The sequence below is a fragment of the Citrobacter sp. Igbk 17 genome, assembly GCF_028069775.1.
Taxonomy (GTDB): Bacteria; Pseudomonadota; Gammaproteobacteria; order Enterobacterales; family Enterobacteriaceae; genus Citrobacter.
In genome coordinates, this window is sequence record NZ_JANEWI010000045.1 from 1 (window position 1) to 14,457 (window position 14,457).

Here is a 14,457-nt window from a genome sequence, read left to right on the forward strand (position 1 = left end):
CCTTAAAATTAATTACTATTAAAAAATTTACATAAGTTTTCCTTTTTGGCGCTAAAATACCCATGTCTAAATGTTCATACAGGGAAGGAAACCGTGATGATCAGAAGAACGAAGGAAATAGATGCAATTTTAATCGAACTTAACAAATCAATTGATGCTCATTATAAGTGGCTAGTGAAAATGTTTCGCTGTGTGGTGTCATCAGACGTTACTCAGCCTGATATTACGGGCGATGACGCTCACTTCGTTTGTCAATTTGGGCAGTGGCTCAAAGACCATCCACAGCACGATGATGATGAATGTAGTTATGTCAGCAAGATTAACGCGACTCACGAGAAAATGCATTTGTTAGGCAAGGAATTGCTCTTGGCAATCGTGGAAGAGCGTAGCCATTCATGGCATTTCGACAGTTTCCAGGATGCGTTACTGGCATTTACGTCTGCGGTCATGGACTACAAAATATATTTACTGACTATTCGCAGTAATATTGATGTCTTAACAGGTTTGCCTGGCAGAAGAATGCTTGATGAGTCGTTTGATCAGCAGTTACTCGATGCTGAGCCGCTTAACCTGTACATATTGTTGCTGGATATAGACCGTTTTAAACATGTTAATGATACCTACGGGCATCTGGTTGGTGACATGGTATTGCGTAGCCTGGCGTCAAATTTATTATCATGGACTCGTTATGATGAGGTTGCCTATCGCTATGGTGGTGAGGAATTTATTGTCATCATCCGAACCAAAACGGACGAGCAGGGGTGCCAGGCAGGGTTGCGTCTTTGTCATCTGATTGGCCAGAAAAAAATCCCTTATCCACAAGGCGAAATCGGTATAACGGTAACAGCCGGCATTACCAGAGTTCAACAGGGTGAAACACTGGACAACGGTCTTGGACGTGCTGACAGAGCCATGTATGAAGGGAAAAAGACCGGCAGGAATCGCTGTATGTTTATGGATGAAAAAGACAAAATTACGTTAGTTGGCACCAATGATCAACTGACACCGCTCGTCAGAGCGTGAATTTTATCAGCGCAGATCGGCTGTAGTTACGTTTCGTTTAACTTCCATTGTGGTTGTCGATGATATGTTAGCCGACTATTCGTTATCTTCGCAGGGAATTGCCAGATAACGTATAAAGCAAAACACAAATCTATCCATGCAAGCATTTACCGCTGGTTTTCCGGCGGTTTTTTTTACCTGTAATTCAGAGAAATGATTCAGGGAAGGGAAGCAGGTAAAAAAATGGCCCCTTGTGCAGTTACGCTACAAGGGGCCGGTTCGGTGCAGGACTATCTCCGTTCATCAATCATCCCATCTGTGGCTAAAATACGCGGCCAGGAAACCGGAAAATAAAATAATTCCCAGAACAGCCATAAAAATATTCATATTACCCAGCATAGTAAATGCTCCTTTATCTATGAGTTTCCTCTCTTACCTTAATTTCACCTCGTTAATGACTATAGTAGCAATTCGAACTTAAACAAAGAGTGAACTGTGTGATTATTTCGTCTGAAATGTAAAGTTATGGCCTTTTCTCGTCGAAGAAAATAAATAATAGTGACGAAACGGGTACCCCCATCAACAAATAATCACAATTTTATCCTGTAATCCGTGGCAGCTGTCGGGTTGTCCGGACACAATATGTTGCACGTTTATAATGCAACACTGTGTCATGGTGGTTCAATTCTTCACTCTTACCGTCATGACGATGCTTTCTTTTTATCCGCGCGTCATTGATGATATTTATAATTCTTTGAATTATCTGTTGTTTTTATATCTGGCACTGTTTTTGCCTTATCACTTCTGAACACCCTTAATTTGCACCGTTTTGTCTGCCCGGTAGCACCGGAGCTTTCAGCAAGTCTACTTTCAGGAGTGAAACTATGCAGCGTCGTACATTATTAAAAGCCTTTGCTCTTTCGGCCTCTGTTGTGGCTATGGGGATGAGTTTTTGCGTACAGGCTGCCGACACCATTAAAGTTGGCATCATGCATTCGTTGTCCGGGACAATGGCTATTTCTGAAACACCGCTGAAGGATGTGGCGTTGATGACCATTGATGAGATCAACGCCAAAGGCGGTGTACTGGGGAAAAAACTGGAGCCGGTAGTGGTCGACCCGGCGTCAAACTGGCCGCTGTTTGCCGAAAAAGCCCGTCAGTTGTTAAGCCAGGACAAAGTGGCGGTGGTTTTTGGTTGCTGGACATCGGTTTCGCGCAAATCGGTACTGCCGGTATTTGAAGAGTTAAACGGCCTGTTGTTTTATCCCGTACAGTACGAAGGTGAAGAGATGTCACCTAACGTTTTCTATACCGGCGCAGCGCCCAATCAGCAGGCTATTCCGGCGGTTGAGTATCTGATGAGTGAAGACGGTGGCAGTGCAAAACGTTTCTTCCTGCTGGGCACCGACTACGTCTATCCGCGAACAACCAATAAAATTCTTCGTGCCTGGCTGCATTCAAAAGGCGTTGCGGATAAAGACATTGAAGAAGTTTATACCCCATTTGGTCACAGCGATTACCAGACCATCGTTGCCAGCATCAAAAAATTCTCCGCAGGGGGGAAAACGGCGGTGGTCTCTACCATTAATGGCGACTCTAACGTTCCGTTCTATAAAGAGCTGGCAAACCAGGGCCTGAAAGCGACCGATGTTCCGGTCGTTGCGTTCTCTGTTGGAGAAGAGGAGTTGCGCGGTATTGATACCAAACCCCTTGTAGGCAATCTTGCGGCCTGGAACTATTTTGAATCCGTTGATAATGCCACCAATAAGCAATTTATCGCTGATTACCGCGCCTATGCGAAAGCACACAAACTGCCGAATGCTGATTCTGTGGTCACGAACGATCCGATGGAAGCCACGTATGTTGGCCTGCACATGTGGGCGCAGGCTGTTGAAAAAGCGGGGACGACGGATGTGGATAAAGTTCGCGCAGCCATGGCGGGGCAATCATTCGCTGCACCTTCTGGCTTTACGTTGACAATGGATACAACGAACCACCACCTGCATAAACCCGTCATGATTGGCGAAATCGAAAACAACGGTCAGTTTAACGTGGTATGGCAAACGGATGCCACGGTCCGTGCCCAACCGTGGAGCCCGTATATCGCCGGGAATGATAAAAAATCTGAGCAGCCCGTCAAAACCGCCAGCAACTGATCTTACGCCCTCCTGTGGGAGGGCCCAATAGGAGAACGCTATCATGAAAGCCAGGCGCTTTATTTGTGGTGTGTTGTTGCTGACGTGGCTTTTGCCGTGGATAGCGCAGGCAACAGATGCCGATACTTTCGCTGCGGCCAGTCGGACACAGCAGGCGACATTACTGGAACAATGGGCGATTAACCCAGATGTGCAGCGTTTACCTTTGCTTAATGCCTTGAGTGGCGAAAACCTGCTGACCGATGACGCTAAAAATGCATTCACGATGAACGGTTCGCATGTGCAATCACTGGGGGCGGCCAGCATGCCCAGCGGCGAATTAAAAAAAATCCGCCTGACTAACCGCCTGCGTAATCTGGTGGCTGGCACATTGGCTATTCATCAACTTTTAGGTGACAGTGTCACATTGAGGATGGCTGCCGCCCGGACATTACTGCGTGAAGCACTGCCAGACATGTTGCCATTTTTGCAGCACAGGCTGCTGGAGGAGACGGATGCTGGCGTGAAATCCACCCTTGCCGCTGCTCTGGCAAACCTGCAACTGAACAGTACTTCGCCCGAAGTCAGGCGTCAGGCCATCGAATTGCTGGGCGCGTCCAATGATCCTGAAACACAAGCGCGGTTACAGCCTTTCACCCAGGTGGAGCATGAACCCGATGCGCGCGTACGCGCTGCCGCCAGCGAAAGCCTGAATACCATCGGACATCGGATGAAGGTTGGAGAGCTGCTTGGCCAGGCGTTTATGGGATTATCGCTGGGGTCTATTTTATTGCTGGCGGCGCTGGGGCTGGCCATCACCTACGGGCTGCTCGGCGTCATTAATATGGCGCACGGTGAAATGCTGATGCTTGGCGCTTACTGTACCTGGATAGTGCAACAACTGATGAGCCAGTTTTTCCCTCAGTGGTTAGCCTTTTATCCGCTGATTGCGCTGCCGGTTGCCTTCTTGCTGACCGCCGCAATTGGAATGCTGCTGGAACGTGGAGTGATTCGCCATTTGTACGGACGCCCACTTGAAACGCTACTGGCAACATGGGGGATTAGCCTGATGCTGATCCAGTTGGTGCGAATGACCTTTGGTGCGCAAAACCTGGAGGTAGCTAACCCGGCGTGGCTGTCGGGTGGTATGCAGGTCTATGCCAATCTGATTTTGCCATGGAACCGGGTTGTGGTACTGGGATTTGCCATTCTGGTGCTGTTTTTCACCTGGTTGTTGCTGAATAAAACCCGTCTGGGTATGCGCGTGCGTGCGGTGACGCAAAACCGCAGCATGGCTGACTGCTGCGGTGTTCCCACAGGGCGGGTGGATATGTTGGCGTTTGGTCTGGGGTCGGGCATTGCCGGACTGGGAGGGGTGGCGCTATCGCAGTTGGGCAACGTGGGACCAGAACTGGGGCAAAGCTACATCATTGATTCATTTTTGGTGGTGGTGCTGGGTGGCGTTGGACAGCTTGCCGGGAGCGTCGCGGCGGCGTTTGGGTTGGGGATTTTCAACAAGATTCTCGAACCGCAGGTTGGGGCAGTTCTCGGCAAAATTATGATACTGGTGCTGATTATTCTGTTTATTCAGAAACGCCCGCAGGGGCTGTTTGCGCTCAAAGGGAGGGTCATTGACTGATGACGATGCCAATGACATTAACGCTGGCGCGCAAAGCGCCGCGTATTACCGGTGTGCTGGGGCTGACTTTACTGCTGGCGCTGATTATTCTGCCATTTCTCGCACTTCTGCCTGCGGATCATCCGCTGGCGATATCTGTCTGGACACTGACACTGGTCGGGAAAATTCTCTGTTATGCCATTGTGGCCGTTGCCCTGGATCTGGTGTGGGGATATGCCGGAATGCTGTCGCTGGGCCACGGTATTTTCTTTGCGCTGGGCGGTTATGCGATGGGGATGTACCTGATGCGCCAAGCATCTGGTGCTGGGGTGCCCGCGTTTATGTCGTTCCTGTCGTGGACTGAACTTCCGTGGTTCTGGTGGGGAACACAGCATTTTCTTTGGGCGATGGTGCTGGTTGTTTTGGTGCCAGGTTTGCTGGCGTTGGTGTTTGGCTGGTTTGCCTTCCGTTCAAAAATCAAAGGCGTCTATTTTTCCATCATGACGCAGGCGCTCACCTTTGCCGGCATGCTGCTGTTCTTCCGTAACGAAACCGGGTTTGGTGGTAATAACGGATTTACCGGTTTTACCACTATTCTGGGATTTTCGGTGACGGCGACCACGACGCGTATCGCGTTGTTCCTGGCGACAGTTGTGTTGCTGGTTATGGCGCTGTGGATCGGGTTGGCGTTGGCTCGCAGTAAATTTGGCCGCATTTTGACCGCCGTTCGTGATGCTGAAAATCGGCTGATGTTCTGCGGATATGACCCAAAGGGTTTCAAACTCCTGGTGTGGACGCTCTCCGCCGTCCTGTGCGGGCTGGCTGGGGCGTTGTATGTTCCGCAGGTGGGCATCATTAACCCCAGTGAAATGTCACCCACCAACTCAATTGAGGCCGCGATTTGGGTCGCACTGGGTGGGCGCGGTACGTTGATTGGCCCGGTGTTTGGCGCGGTGCTGGTGAACGGCGCTAAAAGCTGGTTTACCGTCATCATGCCGGAATACTGGCAACTGTTTCTCGGCCTGATTTTTATTGGCGTTACGCTGTTTTTGCCTCGCGGCGTGATTGGTCTGTTTCGCAAGGGAGACAAATAATGCAGCCAGATGAAGGACTTTTTACCCGCCAGATGCCAGGCGATCGTTTTCGCAATCAAACCGATCCGGTGCTCCAACTGGAAAAAATCAACGTTAACTTTGATGGTTTCCAGGCGCTAACGGATTTGACGCTCAATATTGGGGTTGGAGAGTTACGCTGCGTTATTGGACCCAATGGCGCGGGAAAAACCACCTTGATGGATGTCATCACCGGCAAAACGAAACCGCAAAGTGGGCAGGCGATTTACGATCAATCCATTGATTTAACAGCACTCGACGCCATCGCCATTGCTCGCCAGGGCATTGGTCGCAAATTTCAGAAACCGACCGTATTTGAAGCGTTGACGGTGGAAGAGAACCTCGAGTTGGCGATGAAAAATGATAAATCCGTTTGGAGTGCCTTACGGGCGAGTTTGTCGGGAGAACAGCGGGATCGCATCGATGACATATTGACGCTGTTGCGACTGAGTAACGAACGCGCCCGTCGTGCCGGCCTCCTTTCGCATGGACAGAAACAATTTCTGGAGATTGGTATGTTGCTGGTGCAGGAGCCGCATTTGCTGCTCCTGGATGAACCGGCTGCCGGGATGACGGATGCCGAGACGGAATACACCGCTGAACTGTTTCGCCAGCTTGCCGGAAAACATTCTCTGATGGTGGTTGAGCACGATATGGGGTTTGTTGAGAGCATTGCTGATCACGTCACGGTATTGCACCAGGGGCGGGTATTGGCCGAGGGGAGCCTGCGCGATGTTCAGGCCAACGAGCAGGTGATTGAAGTGTATCTCGGACGCTAAGGAGTGCTGATGCTACAGGTAAATGAACTAAATCAATACTATGGCGGCAGCCATATCCTGCGCGGTGTGAGTTTTGAGGCGTGTATCGGTGAAGTAACATGTCTGCTGGGGCGTAATGGGGTTGGCAAAACAACACTGCTGAAGTGCCTGATGGGGCTGATTCCAACCCGCAGCGGCAGCGTTATCTGGCAGGGTAAAAACATGACTCACCGTAAGCCACATCAGCGGGTGCAGGCGGGGGTGGCGTATGTGCCGCAGGGCCGCGATATTTTTCCGCGCCTGACGGTGGAAGAGAATCTGTTGTTGGGACTCTCCCGGTTTTCAGCACAAGAGGCAAAACGTGTACCCGATGAAATTTATGCGTTGTTTCCGGTATTAAAGGAGATGAAATACCGGCGGGGCGGTGATTTATCGGGCGGGCAACAGCAACAGTTAGCTATTGGCCGGGCGCTGGCCAGTCGCCCGCAGTTGTTGATCCTCGATGAACCAACAGAGGGAATTCAGCCTTCGGTTATTAAGGAGATTGGCCTGGTTATCAGCCAACTGGCCCATCGTGGTGATATGGCTATATTGCTGGTGGAGCAGTTTTATGACTTTGCCGAACAGCTTGCGGACAAATACCTGTTAATGTCGCGGGGAAGTATTATTCAACGCGGAACAGGTGAAAACATGGCAGCAGAAGGTGTGCGTGGGTTGGTTGCCATCTGAATCAGGCGACAGTGCAGTTATGGCACTGTCGCCGTAATTTTCAGCAGACTGCCGGCTGGCTCCAGGGTTTGGCGCGCATGCCTTTTATCATTAACGCCCAGGCAAGGACAATCGCCACCATTAGCGCGACAAACAGCGACCAGGGGGGCAGTGTGGTCAGGATGACTCCGCTGACTAATGGGTTTACCGCCGCGCCAAGCCAGCCCAGTGACTGGGCGGAAAAGTAACTGGCTTTCATGCCTGCTGGCGCGATGTTGTCGATCAGCATGTATTCACCCGGCGCGTAGATGACCTCGCCAATGGTGAAAAAGGCGGCTGAAATCCCCCAGAACAACAGACTGTTGCCTGAGAAGGTAAAACCGACCAGACCGATAACAAAAAAAAGTGTACCCGCAGCCATCAGCGGGCGGATGTTTGCAGACGTCAGTCTGCGTCCGACAGCATATTGCAGCGATACCACAATTGCGGCGTTGACGGGCAGAACAACTGCCACCACTTTCTCAGCAAAATCGCCATCGGCAACCACCATCACGTACTGAGAAATACAGGATGCAAATGCACCACCGACAAAAGAAGCCAGAAAAGCAGACAACGTAAACCAGCATAATGCTTTATCGCGTAGCAGAACCGAGGGTGACCATACTGCCGCGTTCAAACCTTCGGATGGGATTGCAGAACGTTTTACCCATGTCTGGATAAATACCAGTGGGAAGGCTGAACATATGGCCGCCAACCAGAACGGTAGGTTAATGCTTTGCATGACCAGCAGCGTGCCCAACGGCGGGCCAACGGTCCAGCCGATGTTCAGCACGGTGTAGTTCAGTGAGAAAATCTTTGTTTTATTGGTGGCAGAGAGGTTGTCGGCAAACCAGGCTTTCAGCACGGTGGCAAACACGGAGTAGGCGCAGTTGATCAGCGCGAAGAGCAGAACCACTACCACAACGTTATGCACCAGAGGGATCGCGATAAAGCCGGATGCGAAACCCGCGATCGCCAGCAGCATAAAGCGTTTTTTTTCAAATTTATCGGCCAGAATACCGAATCCAAGGCTGAAAACGACGCCAATAGTCAGTGCTACCGTCATTGCATAACCGATCAGATCGACACCCAGACCATACTGACGACTGAGGTAAATCGTCATGAATGGCAGCGTGGCTCCGCGCCCAATGGTTAATAGTAATGATGACGCGAGTAATGCAAGGGTCGACCTTCTCAGCGAGATATTCATTTTTTTGCCCGACAGCGCATGTTGTTATGTTTTTTTTAGATATCAGAAACAAATAGCATGCTAAAAGTGTGATGTACACTCAATAAGTTGTCTGAAAATGCCCTGTGTGGCCTACCTGAATTAATGATCTGTTACGGTACAACGATTTCCGTTACCTTAACTTGTTTACAAAAATTTAATATTTGCAGGGGCGGTGGTATGTCGCGTAAAGATGGGTTGTTGGCGTTACTGGTTGTCGTGGTATGGGGGCTTAACTTTGTCGTCATCAAAGTGGGCTTGCACAATATGCCGCCGTTGATGCTGGCAGGCTTGCGCTTTTTACTGGTGGCGTTTCCCGCGATTTTTTTTGTTGCCCGCCCGAAGATCCCGCTCTCGCTGTTACTTGGCTATGGCCTGACCATCAGCTTCGGTCAGTTCGCTTTTCTGTTTAGCGCCATCAAGTTTGGGATGCCTGCTGGTCTGGCATCGCTGGTTTTACAGGCGCAAGCGTTTTTCACTATCGTGCTGGGGGCGTTCGCCTTTAGCGAGCGTTTGCAGGGGAAGCAACTGGTCGGTATCGCGCTGGCGGTGTTTGGTGTACTGGTATTGATTGAGGCGAGTCTCAATGGACAACATGTCGGTATGCTTGGCTTTATGCTGACGCTGGCGGCGGCACTGAGCTGGGCCTGCGGCAATATCTTTAATAAGAAAATTATGCAGCATACTTCGCGTCCAGCGGTCATGTCGCTGGTGGTGTGGAGCGCATTAATTCCTGTCGTTCCGTTTTTTCTGGCATCGGCATTGCTTGATGGCCCAACGCAAATCGTGCAGAGCCTTGTGGCGATCGATATGACTACCATCCTGTCACTGGTGTATCTGGCCTTTGTGGCGACCATTGTGGGCTATGGCATTTGGGGCTCACTGCTGGGGCGCTATGAAACCTGGCGTGTTGCGCCACTGTCGTTGCTGGTACCCGTGGTGGGGCTGGCCAGTGCCGCCGTGCTGCTGGATGAAACGTTAACCGGACTGCAACTGCTTGGTGCGTTGTTGATTATGGCGGGGTTGTATATCAACGTGTTCGGTTTTCGACTGCACAAGATTGCACAGGCGCGGGGCTAAAAAAAAGCCCCGCAGTGGCGGGGCTAAAAATTACAGGCTGTGCATATTGTAATAAGGCACGCCTAACTCATCGGATTTATCGCTGCCGGCACCCATATGATTAAAATCGAACGGTGACTGATCGTGCGCAGGGGGCATAATCATCGCGTCGCGATTATTTTGCGTTGTTGGCTGCGGGGTCTGTTCCGCCATGCTCTGGCCTGACACAACAAGCAGCAGGGCCAGCATCGCATAAGACAGAAGTTTCATGATTTCCTCGGTTACGTCGTTAACTGGCGATTAGCAATTACATTGATTGAGCGGTAGCAAATACCGGGACTCGCCATGCATATTCGTCATCCGATATTTATGCGGCGGTACATCAAAATAGTTCTTGAATGTCCGGGTCAGCGTTTGCTGAGACTCAAAACCGTAACGCTCCGCAAGATAGAGGATCGGTTCGTTACTCTCTTTCAATTTTTGCGCTATTTCAGTCATTTTACGGCTACGGATGTATTGACCTAATGAATGGCCGGTTTCTTTTTTGAACATCCGCTGCAGGTGCCATTTGGAGTAACCTGAACGCTCAGACACTTTTTCCAGCGAGAGTGGCGATTCAAGGTTATTTTCGATCCAGTCCAAAATGCTATGAATAGTGATTGTGTCAGTATTGCGTCTGGACATCGTCATACCTCTTTCTGTTTACGGCAGGATTCTCTTAAGCAAATGCTCAAGTGTTGCTACTTCTTCCGCCGTTAAGTTTTTTGTTAGTTCCTGGTGCAGGTCTTGCCCTACTAATTGATGACACTGCTCGCAAATTGCTGCGCCGTCTTCGGTGAGTTTCACCAGCACGCCGCGCTTGTCATGTGGATTCGGAAGCCTTTCTATCCAGCCTTTACAGGCCAGTCTGTCCAGCATCCGTGTCAGGGCGCCAAGATCGACAGACAGCACTTTTTTCAATTCGACAGGGGTAATGCACACCGCGCAACGGATGGAGCAGAGCACCTTAAACTGCGATGCCGTGATATCCAGCGGTGACAAATAGTCGTTTAATAAACGATCTTTTTTCTGATTAACCATGTAGATCAAACGACCCAGTGGGATGATTTCATTGAACAGATCACTGGTGCTTTTCACAATGGTTGCCCTGGCAAGTAGTTAGTCACGGCTGATATTATTGCTTAGGCAAATATAAGTCAAATGAATGAGTCTCCGCATGCCACGTTTTGCTAAATCATCAGGCCCGGCGAATGGCGCATCTATTTTTAACGTTTTGATAATTCTGGTTTATCCGCCAGGATGAAAAATGAATCCTTACATCGCTACAATGGCTTATCTCAGCGATTTCACCTTATACTTGCCGTTGACGATTAACGCACAGGAAAGATGACATTATGATGGACTTGTTTAAAGCGATAGGACTGGGGCTGGTAGTCCTGTTACCGTTAGCCAACCCGTTAACCACCGTGGCGTTGTTTCTCGGGTTAGCCGGCAACATGAACAGCGCAGAGCGTAACCGTCAGTCATTAATGGCGTCTGTTTACGTGTTTGCCATCATGATGGTCGCGTACTACGCCGGGCAACTGGTGATGAATACTTTCGGGATTTCGATTCCCGGATTGCGTATTGCGGGCGGGTTAATCGTTGCGTTTATCGGCTTTCGTATGCTGTTCCCTCAGCAGAAAGCGCATGAGTCTCCGGAAGCGAGAAGCAAATCCGAAGAGCTGGAAGACGAACCGACGGCCAATATTGCCTTTGTTCCGCTGGCAATGCCGAGTACTGCCGGCCCGGGGACGATTGCAATGATCATCAGTTCGGCCTCCACCGTGCGTCACGGCTCCGAATTCCCGGACTGGGTGATCATGGTTGCGCCACCCATTATTTTTGCCGTCGTCGGGATTATCTTGTGGGGATGTCTGCGCAGTTCCGGCGGAATTATGCGGCTGGTGGGGAAAGGGGGGATCGAAGCTATTTCCCGTCTGATGGGCTTCCTGCTGGTGTGTATGGGTGTGCAGTTTATTATTAACGGCGTGCTGGAAATCATCCAAACCTACCATTAAACAACGGGCCCGGTATGTCTACCGGGCCCGTTTCTTATTGCTGCTGTGGTTGCTCTTCCAGCGTTACCGGCCATTTGCGGAAGATAATCACTGACCAGATCAGCGCGGCAACGGCAGGGAGTGCGCCGACGTAACCAATCGTCGACATCGACCAGTGTAGGCTTACCTGATTTCCCACCAGCGCCCCCGCGCCAATACCAATATTAAAGATACCGGAGAACAGCGCCATTGCGACGTCAGTGGCATCCGGAGCCAGCGCCAGTACTTTCACCTGCATTCCCAGACCGATCACCATAATGGCAATGCCCCAGAAAATACTCAGGACCGCAAGGTGCATTTCGCTATCGGCAGCAGGCAGTAGCAGCACCAGGCACAGGGTCAACAGGGCGATCGCCGCGCTGATCAATACCGAGGCATACTGATTACCCAGCTTGCCAAAAATAACGCTGCCAATAATACCCGCTCCACCGAGGACCAGAAGCAGCACGGTGGCAAAGTTAGCGCTCAGCCCGGCGACCGTCTGGACAAACGGTTCGATATAGCTGTAAGCCGTGTAGTGTGCGGTCACCACTATCACCGTTAACAAATACAAACTCATCAGCGCAGGGCGACGGAACAACAGTGGCAGGCTTTTTAATGAGCCTGAATGCTCGCTTGGTAGTTTAGGCAACAGCTTAATCAGGCAAAGAAGCGTGATTAACGCCCCCATACCGATGACAAAGAAGGTGGTACGCCAGCCAAAATATTGCCCAACAATACGCCCGATAGGCAGGCCTAATACCATCGCCAGTGCGGTACCGGTGGCAATCAGGCTCAACGCCTGTGCGCGTTTCCCGGCAGGGGCCATGCGAATAGCCAGTGACGCGGTAATTGACCAGAAGATGGCATGGGCAAAGGCAATCCCAATGCGACTAATGACCAGTACAGTGAAGTTCCATGCAAGGAAAGAGAGAACGTGGCTGGCAATGAACACCACAAACAGGCAGATCAGAAGCTTACGTCGTTCCATTTGACTGGTGAGCAGCATAAATGGCAACGACATCAGGGCTACCACCCAGGCGTAGATCGTCAACATGATCCCAACCTGCGCGGTTTGCATATTAAAACTTTGTGCGATGTCGGACAGCAAACCGACCGGGACAAACTCAGTGGTATTGAAAATAAAACCGGCAATAGCAAGCGTAACTACCCGTAGCCACGCGATCTTGCGGGAAACAGTGTTTGTTGTCATATGTATAAATCGGGTTAGCTGCAAAAAGGAGAGGTGGCGATCTTAAAACGTTTACTGGTGAAAATACAATCATTTCGTGATTAAGATCACGCTGCTTTGCGGATGATAACGGGGTGTGTTACTAGAAAAGATAAAGCCGGTCAGTACGACTGACTGACCGGAGAATACCGTTACCAGAGCGAATTTAGTGCTGCTGCGCTTCTTTCATGCACAACGCTTCATGTTCGCTGTCGATGATTGGCTCAACTTTGCCCATCAAAAATAGATAGTTCAAAATCCCCAGAACCACCAGCGCGGCAGAGAACACCAGCGCCCAGGTAAAGGAGCCAGTCGCTGCAACAATGGCACCGGTAATAATTGGTCCTACCGCGCCCCCCATATTGGAGACAGTATTCTGTAACCCTGCAACAATCGATACGCTGTTTTTAGGCGCAACGTCACCCGGTAGTGCCCAGACCTGCGAGGCGGCAACCGTGGTGCCCGATTTCGCCACACACAGTAAAAACACGGTCATAAATACGGAATCAGTGAAAGGGGCAAAACCAATACATAAAGCCATTAACAGACCGATTGTCAGAAATAATTTTCTTGTGGCAGTCAGCGACAGGATCCGCTTATGTACCATACGGTCAGAGGCCCAGCCGGCAAAGACTTCTATCACCATTCCACATAATAATGGCAGGGCGGCAACCATCCCCATTTTGATAAAATCCATTCCTTTGTCTTTTACCAGATAAGTGGGCAGCCAGGTAATAAAGAAATAGGATGTATAGTTGATGGTAAAGAAACCGATACACATTGCCCAAATATTCCGGTAGCGCAACAGTTTATACCAACGCATCGGTAATACGGATTTGTCACCGTGTTTTTGCTTTTGCCCTTCGCGAATATGTTTAATTTCGCTTGCACTGATCCTTTTGTGGTCTTCCGGGTTTTCTGTATAAATAAAATACCAGGCAATGACCCAAAAAACGCCTACACCACCAATAATCAGAAATGTCATCCGCCAGTCAAACTGGTAGATCATCCAGACAATAAGCGGCATCGCGACGGCACCACCAAATTTAGAGGCACTGTCAAACAATCCTGAGACGGTGGCTCTTTCCCGATCCGGGAACCAACGCGCAGCGATCCCTGCATTGCTTGGATAGGCGGCGGCTTCACCGACGCCCAGAGCAAGTCTCAATGCGAGTAGAGATTTAAATCCAGTGGCTAACCCCATCATTGAGGTGGCGATTGACCACCACGCGACGGCAAAACCCAGACCTTTTTTCTGACCAAAACGGTCTGCAAACCAACCTGCTGGTATTTGCAGTAAAGAATATGACCAAAAGAACGCCGCCATAATAAACCCCATCATTTCAGGATCGAGTTTTAGCTCATCAATGAGGTGAGGTGCAGCAGCCGATAATACCGTCCGGTCAATATAGTTAATTGCAATAGCAAGCCACATTAATCCCGCAATCCACCAACGAATTCGGGATTTTTCTGCAAAATTATTCATATA

General features: G+C 50.2%; 16 protein-coding genes. 8 read left to right on the plus strand and 8 right to left on the minus strand.

Going from position 1 to position 14,457, the window contains the following annotated elements:
• Nucleotides 1-96: 96 nt before the first annotated feature.
• Nucleotides 97-1,023 carry a diguanylate cyclase gene (locus tag NNO08_RS20225; RefSeq protein WP_271457439.1) on the plus strand — a complete coding sequence of 309 codons (927 nt, stop codon included), beginning with the start codon at nt 97-99 and terminating at the stop codon, nt 1,021-1,023.
• 238 nt (nt 1,024-1,261) lie between these two features.
• Here the strand turns inward: NNO08_RS20225 and NNO08_RS23245 are convergent, their stop codons facing one another.
• On the minus strand, nt 1,262-1,306 hold the full coding sequence (locus NNO08_RS23245; protein WP_424953288.1) for a hypothetical protein: 45 nt from the start codon (nt 1,304-1,306) through the stop codon (nt 1,262-1,264).
• A complete protein-coding gene (gene mgtS, locus NNO08_RS20230; protein ID WP_003032406.1) occupies nt 1,306-1,401 on the minus strand; it encodes a protein MgtS in 96 nt (31 codons plus the stop codon). The genes NNO08_RS23245 and mgtS overlap by 1 nt, the downstream gene beginning before the upstream one ends.
• A 485-nt stretch (nt 1,402-1,886) precedes the next feature.
• Between mgtS and urtA the strand changes: the two genes are divergently transcribed.
• From urtA to urtE, 5 genes are read left to right on the plus strand one after another with little or no spacing between them, the layout of a single operon-like run.
• Entirely contained in the window at nt 1,887-3,158 is a 1,272-nt protein-coding gene (gene urtA, locus NNO08_RS20235) for an urea ABC transporter substrate-binding protein (protein ID WP_271442140.1), read from the plus strand.
• Between the two features lie 43 nt (nt 3,159-3,201).
• Complete coding sequence (urtB, locus tag NNO08_RS20240) at nt 3,202-4,776, plus strand: urea ABC transporter permease subunit UrtB (protein WP_271457440.1); 1,575 nt, start codon at nt 3,202-3,204, stop codon at nt 4,774-4,776.
• Complete coding sequence (gene urtC / locus NNO08_RS20245; RefSeq protein WP_271457441.1) at nt 4,776-5,849, plus strand: urea ABC transporter permease subunit UrtC; 1,074 nt, start codon at nt 4,776-4,778, stop codon at nt 5,847-5,849. Before urtB ends, urtC begins: the two co-directional genes overlap by 1 nt.
• Nucleotides 5,849-6,646 carry an urea ABC transporter ATP-binding protein UrtD gene (gene urtD / locus NNO08_RS20250; RefSeq protein WP_271457442.1) on the plus strand — a complete coding sequence of 266 codons (798 nt, stop codon included), beginning with the start codon at nt 5,849-5,851 and terminating at the stop codon, nt 6,644-6,646. Before urtC ends, urtD begins: the two co-directional genes overlap by 1 nt.
• Before the next feature lie 9 nt (nt 6,647-6,655).
• Nucleotides 6,656-7,354: an urea ABC transporter ATP-binding subunit UrtE gene (urtE, locus tag NNO08_RS20255; protein ID WP_271457443.1), complete on the plus strand. Its 699-nt coding sequence runs from the start codon at nt 6,656-6,658 to the stop codon at nt 7,352-7,354.
• 40 nt (nt 7,355-7,394) lie between these two features.
• Here urtE and ydeE read toward each other — a convergent pair whose 3' ends face one another.
• The gene (ydeE, locus tag NNO08_RS20260; RefSeq protein WP_271442135.1) at nt 7,395-8,582 is read right to left on the minus strand and encodes an efflux MFS transporter YdeE; all 1,188 of its coding nucleotides are present in this window, start codon (nt 8,580-8,582) and stop codon (nt 7,395-7,397) included.
• A gap of 198 nt (nt 8,583-8,780) precedes the next feature.
• Between ydeE and eamA the strand changes: the two genes are divergently transcribed.
• On the plus strand, nt 8,781-9,680 hold the full coding sequence (gene eamA / locus NNO08_RS20265) for an O-acetylserine/cysteine exporter (protein ID WP_271457444.1): 900 nt from the start codon (nt 8,781-8,783) through the stop codon (nt 9,678-9,680).
• A gap of 30 nt (nt 9,681-9,710) precedes the next feature.
• Here eamA and marB read toward each other — a convergent pair whose 3' ends face one another.
• Genes marB through marR form a run of 3 tightly spaced genes read right to left on the minus strand, consistent with a single transcriptional unit; the run spans nt 9,711 to nt 10,796 of the window.
• Nucleotides 9,711-9,929 carry a multiple antibiotic resistance protein MarB gene (marB, locus tag NNO08_RS20270; RefSeq protein WP_005122747.1) on the minus strand — a complete coding sequence of 73 codons (219 nt, stop codon included), beginning with the start codon at nt 9,927-9,929 and terminating at the stop codon, nt 9,711-9,713.
• A gap of 30 nt (nt 9,930-9,959) precedes the next feature.
• Nucleotides 9,960-10,343, minus strand: a complete 384-nt coding sequence (gene marA / locus NNO08_RS20275) for an MDR efflux pump AcrAB transcriptional activator MarA (RefSeq protein ID WP_003032424.1) — start codon at nt 10,341-10,343, stop codon at nt 9,960-9,962.
• An 18-nt stretch (nt 10,344-10,361) separates the two neighbouring features.
• Nucleotides 10,362-10,796 (minus strand): multiple antibiotic resistance transcriptional regulator MarR, encoded by a 435-nt coding sequence (gene marR, locus NNO08_RS20280; protein ID WP_137383096.1) that lies wholly within the window; start codon nt 10,794-10,796, stop codon nt 10,362-10,364.
• Nucleotides 10,797-11,053: 257 nt separating this feature from the next.
• Between marR and NNO08_RS20285 the strand changes: the two genes are divergently transcribed.
• Nucleotides 11,054-11,719, plus strand: coding sequence for a MarC family NAAT transporter (locus NNO08_RS20285; RefSeq protein ID WP_137383095.1), 666 nt, complete (start codon nt 11,054-11,056; stop codon nt 11,717-11,719).
• Between the two features lie 34 nt (nt 11,720-11,753).
• Here the strand turns inward: NNO08_RS20285 and NNO08_RS20290 are convergent, their stop codons facing one another.
• Together NNO08_RS20290 and NNO08_RS20295 are read right to left on the minus strand one after the other, a co-directional pair.
• Nucleotides 11,754-12,950 carry a sugar transporter gene (locus tag NNO08_RS20290; protein WP_271457445.1) on the minus strand — a complete coding sequence of 399 codons (1,197 nt, stop codon included), beginning with the start codon at nt 12,948-12,950 and terminating at the stop codon, nt 11,754-11,756.
• A 184-nt stretch (nt 12,951-13,134) separates the two neighbouring features.
• On the minus strand, nt 13,135-14,454 hold the full coding sequence (locus NNO08_RS20295) for an MFS transporter (protein WP_271457446.1): 1,320 nt from the start codon (nt 14,452-14,454) through the stop codon (nt 13,135-13,137).
• Nucleotides 14,455-14,457: the final 3 nt, after the last annotated feature.